The 15,923-nt window shown below is 41.5% G+C and carries 12 protein-coding genes; 3 read left to right on the top strand and 9 right to left on the bottom strand.

Going from position 1 to position 15,923, the window contains the following annotated elements; genetic code table 11:
• Positions 1-5 precede the first annotated feature (5 nt).
• On the bottom strand, positions 6-764 hold the full coding sequence (gene truA, locus EAX61_RS14640) for a tRNA pseudouridine(38-40) synthase TruA (protein ID WP_121918513.1): 759 nt from the start codon (positions 762-764) through the stop codon (positions 6-8).
• A 73-nt stretch (positions 765-837) separates the two neighbouring features.
• On the opposite strand from truA, the gene EAX61_RS14635 reads away from it, so the two are divergent.
• Complete coding sequence (locus EAX61_RS14635; protein WP_121918462.1) at positions 838-1,329, top strand: metallophosphoesterase family protein; 492 nt, start codon at positions 838-840, stop codon at positions 1,327-1,329.
• Between the two features lie 54 nt (positions 1,330-1,383).
• Here EAX61_RS14635 and EAX61_RS14630 read toward each other — a convergent pair whose 3' ends face one another.
• The 4 genes from EAX61_RS14630 to EAX61_RS14615 all read right to left on the bottom strand — a co-directional run bounded on the left by EAX61_RS14630 (position 1,384) and on the right by EAX61_RS14615 (position 5,342).
• Positions 1,384-2,499, bottom strand: coding sequence for a ligand-binding sensor domain-containing protein (locus tag EAX61_RS14630; protein WP_121918461.1), 1,116 nt, complete (start codon positions 2,497-2,499; stop codon positions 1,384-1,386).
• Positions 2,500-2,688: 189 nt separating this feature from the next.
• Positions 2,689-3,921: an ammonium transporter gene (locus EAX61_RS14625; protein ID WP_121918460.1), complete on the bottom strand. Its 1,233-nt coding sequence runs from the start codon at positions 3,919-3,921 to the stop codon at positions 2,689-2,691.
• 26 nt (positions 3,922-3,947) lie between these two features.
• Positions 3,948-4,286, bottom strand: a complete 339-nt coding sequence (locus tag EAX61_RS14620) for a P-II family nitrogen regulator (RefSeq protein WP_121918459.1) — start codon at positions 4,284-4,286, stop codon at positions 3,948-3,950.
• A 12-nt stretch (positions 4,287-4,298) separates the two neighbouring features.
• Positions 4,299-5,342 (bottom strand): porin, encoded by a 1,044-nt coding sequence (locus EAX61_RS14615; protein ID WP_121918458.1) that lies wholly within the window; start codon positions 5,340-5,342, stop codon positions 4,299-4,301.
• Between the two features lie 446 nt (positions 5,343-5,788).
• Here EAX61_RS14615 and gltB point away from each other — a divergent pair, with 446 nt between their 5' ends.
• Together gltB and EAX61_RS14605 are read left to right on the top strand one after the other, a co-directional pair.
• Positions 5,789-10,330 carry a glutamate synthase large subunit gene (gltB, locus tag EAX61_RS14610; protein ID WP_121918512.1) on the top strand — a complete coding sequence of 1,514 codons (4,542 nt, stop codon included), beginning with the start codon at positions 5,789-5,791 and terminating at the stop codon, positions 10,328-10,330.
• Between the two features lie 436 nt (positions 10,331-10,766).
• Positions 10,767-12,230, top strand: a complete 1,464-nt coding sequence (locus tag EAX61_RS14605; RefSeq protein WP_121918457.1) for a glutamate synthase subunit beta — start codon at positions 10,767-10,769, stop codon at positions 12,228-12,230.
• Here the strand turns inward: EAX61_RS14605 and EAX61_RS14600 are convergent.
• The 4 genes from EAX61_RS14600 to EAX61_RS14585 form a co-directional block, all read right to left on the bottom strand.
• Positions 12,220-13,179: a Fic family protein gene (locus EAX61_RS14600; RefSeq protein WP_121918456.1), complete on the bottom strand. Its 960-nt coding sequence runs from the start codon at positions 13,177-13,179 to the stop codon at positions 12,220-12,222. The two genes, EAX61_RS14605 and EAX61_RS14600, sit on opposite strands and share 11 nt — an antisense overlap.
• 66 nt (positions 13,180-13,245) lie before the next feature.
• The gene (locus EAX61_RS14595; protein WP_121918455.1) at positions 13,246-13,470 is read right to left on the bottom strand and encodes a hypothetical protein; all 225 of its coding nucleotides are present in this window, start codon (positions 13,468-13,470) and stop codon (positions 13,246-13,248) included.
• A gap of 135 nt (positions 13,471-13,605) precedes the next feature.
• A complete protein-coding gene (locus tag EAX61_RS14590; protein WP_121918454.1) occupies positions 13,606-14,154 on the bottom strand; it encodes a hypothetical protein in 549 nt (182 codons plus the stop codon).
• A gap of 131 nt (positions 14,155-14,285) precedes the next feature.
• Positions 14,286-15,764 carry a S41 family peptidase gene (locus tag EAX61_RS14585; protein WP_121918453.1) on the bottom strand — a complete coding sequence of 493 codons (1,479 nt, stop codon included), beginning with the start codon at positions 15,762-15,764 and terminating at the stop codon, positions 14,286-14,288.
• Between the last annotated feature and the right edge of the window lie 159 nt (positions 15,765-15,923).

The raw sequence follows: 15,923 nt of genomic DNA, 5'->3' as shown, positions 1-15,923 counted from the left end.
TGCGGTTAAAAAATCGTTTTTAGGTACTCAATTTTAGTTAGATATAATCCTTGCGCGGGCACTGATGTTCCGGCTGTTCCTCTTGTTTTACTTGCAATGACCTCGTGTATCCATTCCACCGGTTGTTTTCCCTGGCCTATCTCGATAAGGGTTCCTACGATGGCACGCACCATATTACGTAAGAAACGGTCTGCCGTGATATGAAATTCAAGTTCATTTTCTACCTCCTCCCATCTTGCTTCCGTAATGTTACAAAGATACGTGTTCACGTCTGTTTTTGACTTTGAGAAACATTCGAAATCACAGTAGTTCATTAGAATCTGAGCGGCACTGTTCATCTTGTCAATGTCAAGTGGAGATTTGCAATAAAACGCGGCATCCGTAGTAAATGGATTCTTGTCCAGCGCAACACGATATACGTAAGAACGTGCCGTAGCGTCAAAGCGTGTATGAGCCTCATTGCTTACTTTAAAAATGGATCGTATGGCAATATCTGGAGGAAGAAATCTGTTGAGTTTGTGAGTGAGTTTATTTAAGTCATCTTCAGAAGAGGGAGCATTCTCAAAGTCAAAATCTACGTGGGCATACATTTGTGTGGCGTGCACCCCCGTATCTGTGCGACCTGCACCCATAATTTTCAAATCGTGCCTTAAAATTGTGGACAAGGCTTCCTCGATGGTTTGTTGCACGGTAACAGCATTGGGTTGTCGTTGCCAGCCGTGGTAGGATTTTCCGAAGTAAGAAAGCTCAATGAAATAACGCAAACTGTCGTATTTTTGGGTAAAGATAATTGTTGCGGAGGTTTTTACGCTTTCGCGAAAGCATAAACCCACACTTTTGAAAAAGATACTCCTGCTTAGTGATACCCACAGTTACATAGATGAGCATATGCTGACACACGCTGATTGGGCAGATGAGGTATGGCACGCTGGCGATATAGGCGATTTAAAAGTAACCGATGAACTAAAAAAACTAAAACCCCTACGCGCCGTTTACGGAAACATAGATGATACGGAAGCACGACAAGAATTCCCGCTCAACAACAGGTTTTTGTGTGAAGGGGTAGACGTTTGGATTACCCATATAGGCGGTTACCCAGGACGATATTCTCCAGCGATACGAGATGAAATACGAGCAAATCCACCCAAACTTTTTATATGTGGTCACAGCCACATTCTTAAAGTGGTGCAGGATAAAAAACTAGGACTCCTGCATATGAATCCCGGAGCAATCGGCAAACACGGCTTTCATAAAGTGCGCACGATGTTACGATTTACGGTAGATCAAGGTAAAATTGATAATCTTGAAGTGATTCAGGTGGATCGCTGATTTGTAATTAGCTCGTGATGTCCGTTCGAGCGCAGTCGAGAACTAATTTTATAATTAATCCCAAGGCCCAGTCTCAAAAATCTCAATGATTCGATCACCTTCTAATCGATACAAGCCTTTGTAACCTCCGAACCAGATACGCCCATCTCTAGTTTCATAAATGGTCTGAACCGCATTAGTCCCCGGTCCATTTTCTTCGTTATACAATGTAAATGTGTTGCCATCATATTTGTAAACACCTACATTTTCGGCAGGGAACCAGATATTTCCTTTGGAATCTTCAAAAAGGCTCCATACCTCGTCCCCTTTTATGATACCATCTTTAGTATAATTTGTAAAACTTTCTCCGTCATAACGGCTCACGCCCCTGTGATGTGTGGCAAACCACATATTGCCATTTCGGTCTTCTAGAATATCATTTACCCCATTATTTGCGAGTCCGTCTTTTTCGGAAAAATGCTTTGTAATTTGCTTTTTTCCTAGGTCGTACATAAAAGCACCACCACTTTTTCCAAACCAAAGTATCCCTTCACTATCCTGAAAAATACTACTCACATTTTCTGAACTTGAAACACCGCGCTGAGTATCGATTTCTGTATCAGGTAGCGGGACATTTGTAAATGTTGTGCCGTCATAACGACTTACTCCACCTATTGTCCCAATCCATAGCTCACCATTTTTGTCAAGTTTAAGACTCCAAATGTTTTCTCCGGCCAGACCATCGTCCTGATTATAGCTAGTGAATTTTTGCCCGTCATACTTCACTAATCCTCGTTCAGTTCCAAACCATATATTTTTATCATCATCCTGAACAATGGCGCGTATAGCAAGACCGTCAAATCCCTCTTCTAAAGAAAAGCGAGAAAGTGATTTCCCATCATACCGCAAGACACCATCGCCGTTTGTACCTAGCCATAAATTCCCATTGCTATCCTCAAAAATGCGCCGTACAAATTCGCTTATCGGAGGAGGGACGGTGAGGTCTACGTTGTACAGTTTCTGAATTCCTTTGTCCGGCTTAGCACTTTCTGTTGTTAGTTTGCTCTGGTCTTGGGTAGATTTCGTTTGATCGCAGGAAGTTATGATGAGGCACAGAAATGTCGTTAGAAGGAAATGCAGTAGGTTGCTTTTTTGGGTACAGATTCCTATTTTAAATATAGTGGCGTTCATATTCCGGTGGTCTCTTAGTTAGCTATTAAAAGTAATCATTAATCGTACGACTTACTAAAATCAACTTTTTGAAATATTGAGAAATGTGCTTTCGCGAACCTGCCTCGCCGGCAGGCAGGAGCGTAAAAATAAAAAAAACGCCCTAGTCAAAAGACTAGAGCGCTCCTTAAAGTATTAACCACTATTGCATTAATGTTCATTCAGTCTAAAGTCGGGATAGGCACTCATCCCGTGCTCGTGAGCGTCTAGGCCTTCGAGTTCCTCAGTTTCTGAAACTCTTATGCCCATTGTTTTCTTGAGAACAAAGAAAATCAAAAAGCTGGTAACGATACAAATAGCTGCATAAGAAGCAATCCCGATAAGCTGACTCAAAAACTGGTCTACGCCTTTAAGGGCACCAAACATTCCTACCGCCAGCGTTCCCCATATCCCACAGATAAGGTGTACGGCAATTGCTCCCACGGGATCATCCAGTTTGATCTTATCAACAAAGGCAACCGCAAGAACAATGAGGAGACCGCCTATGCTTCCCACAAATATAGCGTCCATAGCACTCATTTGGTCGGCGCCAGCCGTAATGGCTACGAGACCTCCCAGAATACCGTTCAGAAACATTGTGAGGTCAAGATTTTTATACATGATTGTACTTGCAAGCGCTGCAACCACACCCCCTGCGGCAGCCGCAAGGCATGTTGTGACTAGTGTAAGTGAAGTAAGCGAAGGATCTGCCGAAAGTACAGAGCCACCGTTGAACCCAAACCATCCCAGCCAAAGTATCAAAACTCCAGCCGTCGCCAGTGGGATATTGTGCCCTGGAATAGGCTGTGGCTTTCCATTTTTGAATTTTCCAATACGTGCGCCTAGTAACCAGACGGCAACCACAGCGGCCCAACCTCCTACAGAATGCACGAGTGTAGACCCAGCAAAATCATAGAATGGCGTATCCATAGTTTTTAGGAATCCGCCACCCCAAAACCACGAGCCGGCGATAGGGTAGACCAGACCTACATAGATGATAGTAAAAATCATAAAAGGACCTATTTTAATGCGCTCTGCTACGGCACCAGAAACGATGGTGGCAGCGGTCGCTGCAAACATCCCTTGAAAAAGGAAGTCTGTATAGTACGTGTAACCTTCATTATAGGTGAGGTCGAGAGCTCCTTCTGCGGTGAGGGGTGCGTCCAGTCCAAATCCGGCAAATCCTAAGAAACCATTAAAGTCGCCCGGATACATCAGATTAAAGCCTATTAAGGCATAGAGAAGTAATCCTACCGTGATGATAAAAATATTCTTGAATAAAATATTAAGCGTGTTCTTTTGACGCGTTAGTCCGATTTCTAGCAAAGAAAATCCCAGGTGCATAAAGAAAACAAGTGCCGTGCAGATCATCATCCACACATTATTAGTTGTTAAAATTTCCATAGTATTCGTGTCGTTGATTTGATGAGTTATTTAAGTGTCTGCCCTCCTTTTTCGCCTGTACGAATGCGGTAACAATCTTTGATGTCGGACACAAAAATTTTTCCGTCGCCTACTTCGCCAGTTTTGGCGGCTTGGATAATCGTTTGGACTGTGATTTCTTCAAAATCATCATTTACTACGATAGAGAGATACCTGCGCTGGATGTCACTCGTGCTGTACGATACGCCCCGATACACGGAGCCTTTTTTCTCATTCCCCAGTCCTGTCACATCCCAGTAGGAAAAGAAATTCACCCCTACATCGTGCAAGGCGTTTTTTACGGCAGAGAATTTTGATTTCCGAATAATTGCTTCTACTTTTTTCATTGTATTTAATGGTTAAAATTTATAGATACCCGCAATCAGGAATGATGTAAGCGAGTCAGAAGGTTCTAAGTCTGTGTCCAGAAAAGTGGGTTCGCTGGTGCTGTCCAGTCTCAGTTCTGGTTTTATGGTGAGGTCTCCTATGGAGTAACTTCCTGTGAGCGTGAGTGCAATGACTGAGGCGTCTCCATCTTCATCATAGCCACCTATGGCGCCTGCTCCTTGTTCCGCTTCCGCGAAATATTCTGCTCTTGCGCCTAGAGTAAAGCTGTCTGATATTCCGTATTGCGGATATAGCGCAACCCCATAAAAGGCCGATCCATCAGTGTCAGCATACGTGGCATTTACACCTAAATAAAAATCATCCGAAAGATTGTGCCCTGTGGTAAGGTCTACTTGGAAGGTCGCTTCGGTATTGCCACTTTGTTTTCCGTATAGGAAGTTTAGAAAGGTGTCTTTGTAGCCTAGCTGTGCTCCCAGGGTATAATCGTTATCAAAGTTGAATTCCGTAGCATCGGTATTGTTGAGAATGGCGACCATTGCGCTCCAGTCATCTGCTAGTGAGAAGTCTGCCTTGATGCCTGTATGGGAAAATGGTCCATAACTAAACATATAAGACGTAGAGTAATTAAAGTTGTCTACTGGAGAAATCACCTCATACCCTAAAAAAGTGTTGAAGTTCCCAAAAGTAAACTTCACCTTTTCAGAAACATTCCAATACACGTAGAGCTGATTTACAATATTAGAGGAAGGGCTTGATAAGAAAACGGCTTCCTCTCCTCTTGGGCCAAAGACAAGATCTGCCACGGCGCCCACTTTTCCGTTCTTGCTTTCAAAGCTACCTATCACATTTGCCATCCCCAGCGCAAATCCGTTCAGGTTTGCAAAGGAGGTGTTGGGCGCTATAGCATCCTCACCATTAGGACCGTCCAGATTTTGTCTAAAGTAAGTGTCTACGCTTCCGCTAAAGGTAAATTGCTTCTCTTTTGAAGTTTCAACCTCTTGTCCAAAAAGGGATGTTGTTACTAGGATACAGATAATAAGTAATTTTTGATTCATAACTGTTCGATTTTTGATGATTGATGATGTCAAATCTAAATAAAATGTTAATAGGCATCTTATAAAATAGGGGTGTAATCTAAATTTTTATGGATTATTTGATTTTACCCCCTTAAAAAATAGGGGTGTATAATTTTATACTAATATTTATTACAATATCATAATTGAAAAATTGAGGTTTTGACAGCTAATTGAATATTTCATTAAAGTATTTATTGTGAAATATGCGAATCGTTGATTTTACGATAACGATTTCGTGTTTTTAGATAAAAATTTTGCAAAGAGAATAATGTAATTTGAATGGGGTCTTACTGATGATATGGAAATATCAATAGGGTAATATTTCGATGTTCGTAATAAGAAGGGCAACATTTTGTGAGCCAGAAATTGGTCTTTATATTGATGTGATGACACGGGCTCAAAACGCTCAAAAAATGCCACACAAAATGCTAAAAAAACAAGGATTATATCTTCCAGAATTTGAACACGATGCTTGCGGTGCAGGATTTATATGTAGCCTTAAAGGAGAAAAGTCTAATGACATTATACATAAGGCCCTCGAGATTCTTGAAAAACTAGAACATAGAGGCGCCGTAAGTGCAGATGGGAAGACAGGTGACGGCGCGGGAATTCTTATTGATATTCCCCACGATTTCTTTGTAAAGGAATGTGATTTTGAACTTCCAGAGGCTGGGCAATATGCGGTGAGTAATGTGTTTTTTCCGCGTAAGGAGAACCAGCGTGCGTGGTGTGTGCAACTTTTTGAGGATAATCTTCGGGAGCAAGGGCTTACCGTTTTGGGCTGGCGCGATGTGCCTGTAGAGGCGTCGATTTTGGGAGAGATCGCTTCTGTTTCTGAGCCATTTATTAAGCAGGTGTTTGTTTCTTATGACCGTGATGGGGATGAGTCCGCTTTCGCGAAAGCGAACAAAGAAACCTCCTACCAGTTTGCATTTGACTTAAAAAGATTTACCGCTCGTAAGAAAACCGAGCATACCATATACAATTCAAAACTCTCCGAACGCACCTTTTTCTATTTGCCCAGTTTCTCGACCAAAACCATCATATATAAAGGACTCCTCATCCCAGAGGATATCAAGATATATTATAAGGAGTTGATGGACCCGAGTGTGGTGACGCGACTAGCATTGGTGCACCAACGATTCTCGACCAATACATTCCCAACCTGGGACCTTGCCCAGCCGTTTAGATATATGTGTCACAATGGGGAAATTAATACGTTGCGCGGGAACGTGACGAGAATGTACGCGCGGGAAGAATTGATGCAGAGCCCATATTTTGGCGACGAAATCAAAGCCGTGTTACCCGTCGTGCTTCCAGGGAAATCAGACAGTGCTTCTATGGATATGGTGGTGGAGTTGCTGCTTATGACAGGGCGCTCACTTCCCGAAGTAATGATGATGCTCGTGCCCGAAGCGTGGGAGAAAAACGACGATATGTCGCCTGCAAAACGCGCCTTTTACGAATTCAATTCTTGCCTGATGGAACCTTGGGACGGTCCGGCTTCCATACCGTTTACAGACGGAGATTACATAGGAGCAGTCCTAGACCGAAATGGATTAAGACCCTCGCGCTACTCGGTGACTAAGGATGGTTATGTGATTATGTCTTCAGAAACAGGTGTGGTCGAGATTGCTCCAGAAAACCTAGAATTTCACGGGAGATTAGAACCCGGAAAAATGTTTTTGGTGGATATGGTGCAGGGGCGCATTGTAAACGACGAAGAAATCAAAGAAGAAATTGCCTCGCGCCACCCTTATCAAGAGTGGCTCGATAAGAATTTGGTTCACCTTAGAGATATACCTTATAATGAGTGTCCCTTGTTTCTGGACGAAGCACCGCTCAAAAACCGAATGCTGACTTTTGGCTACACGCAGGAAGACATCAATACCATTATCCTACCGATGGCGGTAAATGCTAAAGAACCTATAGGGTCTATGGGAAATGATGCGCCTATAGCTGTGCTTTCGCAAAAACCACAACTGATTTACAACTACTTCAAGCAGTTATTTGCGCAGGTAACAAATCCGCCACTAGACGGGATTCGGGAGGAACTGATAACTGATATTTCCTTAACGCTGGGAGCCGACTATAACATTTTTGACATCAGTCCAGAACATTGTAAAAAGTTGAAGATTCAAAACCCAGTCATTTCAAAACAGGATTTGGACAAGATTAAAAGTTACAATAATGAAAACTTTAAGGTCGAGTCCGTCTCGATGCTGTATGCTATTGAAAAAGGACACAACGGGCTGGAAGAATCGCTGGAATCGCTGTTGCACAATGTAAGTGTTGCGCTGGATGAGGGAGCAAATATTATCATTCTTTCAGATCGTAATACGAGCGCGACACTGGCGCCCATCCCAGCATTGCTCGCCTGTTCTTATGTAAATAACGGCCTGGCAAATCACAACAAAAGGTCACAATTGAGCCTCATTATTGAGTCTGCTGAGCCTCGTGAGGTGCATCATTTTGCACTCCTATTCGGGTATGGAGCGAGTGCGATAAATCCCTATATGGTAAATGAAATCATCGAACATCACCCAGAAGACCTAGCGATGTCTGACGCCACGGTAGAGGAGGCCATTCAGAATTTTAACAAGGCGGTGGGTAAAGGAGTGCTCAAGGTGATGAACAAAATAGGCATCTCGACCTTGAACTCGTACCGCAGTTCGCAACTCTTTGAGTGCATCGGGATCAACACCCAGACGGTAGAAAAGTACTTTCCACGTACAGTGACTAGGATTCAAGGAATTGGGTTGCACGCGATTGAAAAGGAAATTTCAAAACGTCATTCTTCCGCTTACGCGAAAGCAGACATTCCAGCAAACCTAGATTTAGAAATGGGCGGAGAATACCGCTGGAGAAGAGATGGGGAAGCGCATTTGTTTAACCCAATGACGATTGCTAAACTTCAAGAAGCAGTTAGAAGCAACAAACCCGTAGTCTATAAAGATTACGCCGAAAGGGTAAACAATCAAGCCAAACAACTGATGACCCTACGTGGTATGTTTGAGTTTACAAACCACGACCCCATAGACATTGATGAGGTTGAGCCGTGGACGGATATTGTAAAACGGTTTAAAACTGGGGCGATGTCTTATGGTTCCATAAGTAAAGAAGCCCACGAAACACTTGCCGTTGCGATGAACCGCATCGATGGGAAGAGTAACTCTGGAGAAGGAGGTGAGGATCAGACGCGTTTTTATAAAGATGTAAATGGTGACTGGCGCAACAGCTCCATAAAGCAGGTGGCATCTGGACGTTTTGGAGTGACCTCTAACTATCTTACCAACGCTACGGAGATTCAAATCAAAATGGCACAAGGTGCAAAACCAGGTGAAGGAGGCCAGCTTCCAGGACCCAAAGTAGATCCAGAAATTGCCAAAACTCGAAATTCAACGCCCTACGTAGGATTGATTTCCCCGCCACCGCATCACGATATTTACTCCATAGAGGATTTGTCGCAATTGATTTACGACTTAAAATCTGCAAACAGGGAAGCTCGTATAAATGTAAAATTGGTTTCCGAAGTCGGCGTGGGAACTGTGGCCGCAGGTGTGGCCAAAGCAAAAGCAGATGTAATCCTAATCTCTGGTCACGATGGAGGAACGGGTGCAACGCCACTAACTTCGGTGAAACATACGGGCCTTCCCTGGGAACTAGGTCTCGCTGAAGCACAGCAAACCCTTGTAATGAATAATCTGAGAGGCAGAGTACGACTGGAATGTGACGGCCAACTCAAAACAGGGCGCGATGTTGCCATTGCTTGCCTGCTGGGCGCAGAGGAGTTTGGTTTTGCCACGGCACCTTTGGTCGCTTCGGGATGTATAATGATGCGCGTTTGCCATCTCAATACCTGTCCCGTGGGAATTGCTACGCAGAATCCAGACTTGCGCAAGAAGTTTAAAGGAAAGCCGGAGCACGTGGTGAATTTTATGTATTTCGTCGCTCAGGAATTGCGCGAGATTATGGCACAACTCGGGTTTAAGACGATGGATGAAATGGTAGGACAAGTAAATAAATTAGAACGCAATACCGCCATCAAACAGTTTAAAGCATTAGGATTGGATTTATCCCCAATTCTACACCAAGTTCCTGCTGGAAAAGACCAGCCTTTACGTCACGTAGAAAATCAGGACCACGATCTAGAGAAGGCATTGGACTTTAAAATTATCTCAAAAGCGCATCCCGCTTTATTCCGCAAGGAAAAGACGGTGCTGGATATGAAAATAACCAATGAAGACAGAGCCGTAGGAGCCATACTGAGTAATGAGATTTCAAAAATTTATGGTGCGCAAGGCTTACCAGAGAATACGCTCAAGGTGAACTTTACTGGTTCTGCCGGGCAGAGTTTTGGGGCTTTTGCTACCAAAGGATTGACCCTTTCGGTGACTGGAAATACGAATGACTACATCGGGAAAGGACTTTCTGGCGCCCGAATTATAGTAAGAATCCCCACCGAAGCAACCATCATTCCAGAGGATAATGTGATTATTGGGAATGTGGCATTTTACGGAGCGACTTCGGGTGAGGCGTATATTAATGGTAAGGCTGGAGAACGTTTTTGTGTCCGCAACTCGGGTGCGCGGGCTGTTGTAGAGGGTATCGGTGATCACGGGTGTGAGTATATGACGGGCGGTATCGCCGTGATTTTGGGCGATGTTGGTAGAAACTTCGGCGCAGGAATGAGTGGTGGGATTGCTTATGTGTATGATAAGGAAAGTACGCTTTCGCGAAAAGCAAACGCAGAAGGTCTCAATTTCCTAAAAGTAGAAACAGAGCAAGACCATCAAGAACTGCGCGACTTAATCGAAAAGCACTACAATGCAACGCACTCACCTTTGGCACAACGCCTTTTAGAAAAATGGGAAGATGAGGTGAAAAATTTCACGAAAGTGTATCCTGAGGAATACCGTCAGGCATTGTTGAGGTTAGAGGCTGAGGAGAGTGAAGTTGGGGAGTAGGTTTTTGAGTTTAGGGGTTTATGTGTTTAGGAGTTTAGGTAGAGTAGGGAGTTTGAAGGAGGGAGTAGGTAGTAGGAAGTAGGAAGTTGAGCAGAGTTCTCCTGCGAGGTTTTTAAAACCTTGTAGGTATGAGGTGAAGATAAATTTTCGATGTTTAGGGGTTTATGTGTTTAGAAGTTTAGGAGGGAGTTGTAAGAGGGAATTAGGAAGTATTGGAGTTGGAGGTTGGAAGTGGGAAGATGCAAGTTAGACGCTTTAGGTGGTTGAGTGATTTTGAATGAAGCGGTAGCGAAATTTAAAATTGTATCGAAACTACCGGGTTTAGAAGCTGGAGATTGATAAAAGAAGTAATGTGTGGAATTTATTTGGTCAATTTTAGAACATACAAAATTGTAGAATTTTTAATAAGAGATTCCCGTCTTCACGGGAAATAAATATGGGAAAAGTAACTGGATTTTTAGAGTACGAACGTAAGGACGAATCATATATCGCTCCAGAAGAGCGGGTAAAGAATTATAAGGAATTTACGGTGCCACTTACGGAGCCTGAGCTTAAAAAGCAGGGTGGGCGCTGTATGGATTGTGGGATTCCGTTTTGTCATTCGGGGTGTCCGTTGGGGAATTTGATTCCTGATTTTAATGATGCGGTGTACAAGGGTCGCTGGAAAGAGGCGTCTAGAATGTTGCACGCGACCAACAATTTTCCAGAATTTACGGGCCGTTTGTGTCCTGCGCCTTGTGAGGAAGCCTGTGTGCTTGGTATAAACGAAGACCCTGTGAGTATTGAGAATATTGAAAAGAATATTGTGGAGCGCGCTTTTGATGAAGGTTGGATTGTAGCGAAACCGACAGCGGAGCGTACAGGAAAAACAGTAGCTGTTATAGGTTCGGGGCCAGCGGGCCTTGCCACGGCACAACAGCTCAATCGTGCAGGACATCTGGTAACAGTTTTTGAACGCGACAGTAAGGTAGGCGGTTTATTGCGCTACGGGATTCCAGATTTTAAAATGGAAAAGAAGGTCATCGACCGCAGACTAGAAGTACTCGAGGCCGAGGGTATTACTTTTAAAACCAATGCTCACGTAGGACAAAATGTAAGTGTAGAAACGCTTAAAAATGATTTTGACGCCATCGTGCTTTGCGGTGGCGCAACTATGAGAAGAAACATCCCTATAAAAGGTGCACATCTTAAAGGCGTGTATCAAGCAATGGATTTCCTAAAACAGAATAACGAGCGCCAGGACGGAATTCAAGAATGGGAAGAAGAAGTACTCGCGACTGATAAAAATGTAGTCGTTATAGGTGGTGGCGATACAGGTTCAGACTGTATAGGAACTTCAAATAGGCAGGGAGCGACATCGGTAACAAACTTTGAGATATTAAATCGTCCAACTATTGAACGCCCAGAGGAACAGCCCTGGCCGTACTACCCGATGCGTATGCGTACAAGTTCATCGCACAAGGAAGGCGTGGAGCGAGTGTTTAGCATATCCACCAAGGAATTTGTGGGGGATGCGCAGGGAAATTTGACAGGACTCATTACCTCAGAAGTGGAGTGGATCACTGAGCCAAGTGGAAGAAAAACGCTTAAAGAAGTTCCAGGAACAGAGAAAAAGTGGGATTGTGATTTAGTGTTGCTTGCCTTAGGTTTTACAGGTCCAGAAAAAACGCTAATTGATCAACTAGGTCTAAATACCGATTTGCGTGGTAATATCAAGGCGACACAATATGCAACCAATGTGAAAGGTGTGTATACGGCTGGCGATATGCGTCGTGGGCAATCTTTAATCGTTTGGGCAATTTCTGAAGGCCGTCAGGCCGCGCACCACGTGGATGCGTTTTTAATGGGGAGCTCGCAGTTGCCGTTAAAGGATGAGGATAGTGATTTGCCTAGGAGGTAGGAAGGTAGTATTTTGTATTATTGAGTGTTCCCTTTTTCTCAAAGAGACGTAATTCAATTCCTTTTTTTAAGTCGCGACTAGCTGTTGCAGAAGAAATATCTTTGAAGATATCCATATAATCCTTACGCGTGAATTCCCGTTTATTCAATGAAATGAAATAATCCAATCTATCCTTTTGCGTAAGCGTGCGATTGTTATAATTAAGCAAATCATTGAACGAACTATCAATGATATCAAGCATAAATTCAATGAACACGGTGGACTGTCCAGATTTATCTGAAGCTGCTAGCGCTTTATAATAGTCATCTTGATTTTTACTGATTAACGTTTCAAAAGGAATAAATTCAAAGATGGGGTATTTCTCCATCAATAAAAGAGTTTGCCATAATCTCCCCATCCTCCCATTCCCGTCGAGAAAGGGATGAATAAATTCCATTTCATAATGAAATACACAGCTTTTTATTAAAGCAATATCATCAGAATGGGATAAGTAATTAAAAAGGTCTTTCATTAAGTACGGAACATTAGAAGCGGGCGGAGCAACGTGTGCAACTTTGGAGCCTTTTACAATTCCTACAGATTGATTCCTATATTTCCCAATATCTGTTATAAGACCAGCCATAAGGTCTTGATGAGCCTCTAAAAATGATTTTTCGTTTTTTGGGCTGTAATTTTCTAAATGCTCATAAATGAAAATAGCATTTACGACCTCAGTTACATCTTTTTTGGGGCCTATGACTCTCTTGTTTTCTAGAAGTGCAGTTATTTGGTCAAGTGTAAGCGTATTTCCCTCAATTTGAAGTGAGGAATGAATGGTTTTTATTCTATTCTGTTTTCTGAGCTGTGGGGAGGGTTTATCTAAAAATGTAGCATTTACAACACCAATTTTCTCAGAAATACTACTAATGAGATTTAAGATTTTTGGCGTTATTTGATAAGGAGGTTTCATTGTGATAGTATCATTTGATATTATCAAAGATATGAAGAATGATTTTACGTATGCAGAAAATCGAGTTTACTCTACAATCTCGTAATCTATACCTAGCTTGCGCAAGGCCCTGAGCGTGCTGGCAGTATTGTTGTCTGCTATCTCAATGGCTACAGCGTCTCCTTCTAGGAGTATTTCTGTGATTTCGTTGGCTAGGGAATCACTCACATTTATAGCAATTTCTGAGACACATCTTGCGATGGCTCTTTTGTCTGGTCTTTGGGCGTCGCAGGATAGGAGGTTGAGTTTCATAGTGTGAATTTACGGGAATACACCGATAAAGTATTATTATTTTTAAACCAAACAGAAGGTTTGAGAAGACTTATATTTATTCAAGTTATTGTTGCACGAAAGTTTATAGGTATTCATTTGCTCAAAACGGTATTACTATTTACTTATAATTCGTCCGCATTGTAAGTCGAAGTCATTTATTTTATAGATTATTTTTCCATCTTTTAATTCGTATCCTGCCCTAAGCGGACCATTTACTCCTCTGTCTGAGATTACGACCGTATAAAAAAGATGTGAGCTGAAAGGTACAATTGTGGCTCTGAGGTTGGATTTTTTATTTATTTTTTCTTCTAAAAATGCAGTAATATCTAAACCGTAATTTGGTAATGACTCCTTTTCGAGTTTCATTTCGTCATTGGGGATTGATACATTGAAATTTGTACCAGGCGATGAAGGTAATGTAAATGAATCAGCAGGAAAATCTATTTCTAGTTCCATCGTAGACGCAGTGTCGTTAGATATACAAGTCCAAAATGTCACGTAAATGAATTCTTTGCCGTTAAACGCTTTGTGTTTTTGTCCACCCTTTGGATAACTATTTTTAATCGTTATACCCGTAGGCTCATACTCAAATTCCGTATGAAAGTTTTGTCCAATTATTGTTATAGATGATAAAAGTATTACGATAAGGATAAGTGATCTCATAAATCTATATACTTTTTATTTATCCTTAAGATTTTTATAAGTGGAAGCTTTTAAAACACTAAGGTGAAAATTATAGATCAAGATTAGCGTAAAAGACTTGTTTTTTAACTCAGTTCTTTGTTGGCAACTGGCTACTTGTAATTCAGTATTTCTATTGTCTTATCAATCCACTTGTAAGGTTTAATGGTTTTATCAAAATAGTAATCAGGTTGAAGTCCGATATCATCAATTTTATTTTCAGGTAAGCGCTTACTTCTAGAAGAAGCGAAATTAATATAAAATTGTCCGCACGGTGATTTAACATAATTCAAATTTGACATATCTAGCGCCCCATAAGTTGTTGTTCCAAATAGTTTCACCTTCATACTTTGTCTAGCTGCAAGAACAAATTGTTCTGATGTACTCGCTACATTCCCATTTATTAGTATTCCTATTTTCTTTGGAAATGGATAAACGTTATCAATTACATTCTCTTTAACTGGAGAGTCGTCCAATGAAACAAATTCCCCATCATAGGGAGCAAGTTTCTCGTATATACCTTGACATTCTTTTTGCATTTCAACAGGCCAATCTTTTCCTCCATATAGCTCCTTTATAAAACCTTTGTTGTTTGCAAAATCTAACCACATCTTTTTATTGTACTCTGTAGCTAAATATTCAATACCTATTTTTCTAATCGGATTGGTATATAAATAAGGTATTAGCTCTTCATAGCTTGAGTCTCCACCGCCGCTGTTGTTTCTTATGTCGATTAGAAAATTTTGTGCATTCAGAATATCCAAATGATGTATTTTCAGTAGACTATCAATTTTGACTTTCTCAGAAGGATTGAAACTAGGGATTCTAATATAAACTGTACTTTCATCTAGTTTTTTAAAATAGGGTTCAGTCGCCTCTATTGCTTTAAAATATTCTGCTACCAAAGAGTTTGGTGATAACAACGAAGACTTACGTTGTAATGTGATAAATCCTATTCTTAAATAATCAGCTTCCCATAGCTGAGTGTTCTCCATTCTTTCTTCAGAATAGTCACCCATAAAATAGATAGCAGATCTATCTTTTTTTATTCTCAATTTCACTTGTCCCTTTTGCCAATTGCTAGTGCCTGGATCTATAATAAAGCCTATGTATTCCTCACCAATCTTCCTTATTCCAATTTCGTAAGGACCACTCACCCATACTCCTTCAAAATCAGATGTATTCTTTTTTAAAAGATACGAATTGAATTCCTCTAGATTGAAGTCAATTTTTTCCCATTTTTTTTCTGATTTACTATCTTCATTAGGCTGATTCTCGATATTAGTGTCATTTACTATGGAAGGCAAAACTGCAAAACGTAAATGACCCGATCGAAAAAATTTCATCCATTCATCAATAGTTGAGGCACACTTTGTAATGTCAAAAATAGTTTCTACTTTCTGTCTAAATAAAGCATTATGAATTTTATAAGCTTGAGGTTTTCCCTGCATATTCATAATTGTAGAAAAACCAGCATCATTTTCCTCAAACACTTTCTTAGCCCATTCCAGTGTTGCTTTACAATCACAAGTTTGTGAAAATCCATTGTATGATAGTTGTATTAAAACTATAAGGGTAATTAATTTTTTCATTTTATTTGAGATTGTTTTTCTTTAATTGTGGGCAACGTCCAATGTATAAAGCGTGCAGGGCGTTCTGCTGGCTTTCACTTGTTTTGGTGTTTGTATTATTTGTGTAAGGTATTAATTATTTTGGAGGTTTGCTGCCCTGCGTTGAGCTTTTGGAACGCC

The organism is Dokdonia sinensis (assembly GCF_003688895.1).
In the GTDB taxonomy this organism is placed as follows: Bacteria; Bacteroidota; Bacteroidia; order Flavobacteriales; family Flavobacteriaceae; genus Dokdonia; species Dokdonia sinensis.
This window is presented reverse-complemented; position numbering and strand designations above follow the sequence as displayed.

Bases quoted from the DNA above. Each gene is read 5' to 3' on its own strand.
- EAX61_RS14630 (WP_121918461.1), bottom strand. From the start codon at position 2,499: ATGAACGCCACTATATTTAAAATAGGAATCTGTACCCAAAAAAGCAAC.
- EAX61_RS14625 (WP_121918460.1), bottom strand. From the start codon at position 3,921: ATGGAAATTTTAACAACTAATAATGTGTGGATGATGATCTGCACGGCA.
- EAX61_RS14620 (WP_121918459.1), bottom strand. From the start codon at position 4,286: ATGAAAAAAGTAGAAGCAATTATTCGGAAATCAAAATTCTCTGCCGTA.
- EAX61_RS14615 (WP_121918458.1), bottom strand. From the start codon at position 5,342: ATGAATCAAAAATTACTTATTATCTGTATCCTAGTAACAACATCCCTT.
- gltB (WP_121918512.1), top strand. From the start codon at position 5,789: ATGCTAAAAAAACAAGGATTATATCTTCCAGAATTTGAACACGATGCT.
- EAX61_RS14605 (WP_121918457.1), top strand. From the start codon at position 10,767: ATGGGAAAAGTAACTGGATTTTTAGAGTACGAACGTAAGGACGAATCA.
- EAX61_RS14600 (WP_121918456.1), bottom strand. From the start codon at position 13,179: ATGAAACCTCCTTATCAAATAACGCCAAAAATCTTAAATCTCATTAGT.
- EAX61_RS14595 (WP_121918455.1), bottom strand. From the start codon at position 13,470: ATGAAACTCAACCTCCTATCCTGCGACGCCCAAAGACCAGACAAAAGA.
- EAX61_RS14590 (WP_121918454.1), bottom strand. From the start codon at position 14,154: ATGAGATCACTTATCCTTATCGTAATACTTTTATCATCTATAACAATA.
- EAX61_RS14585 (WP_121918453.1), bottom strand. From the start codon at position 15,764: ATGAAAAAATTAATTACCCTTATAGTTTTAATACAACTATCATACAAT.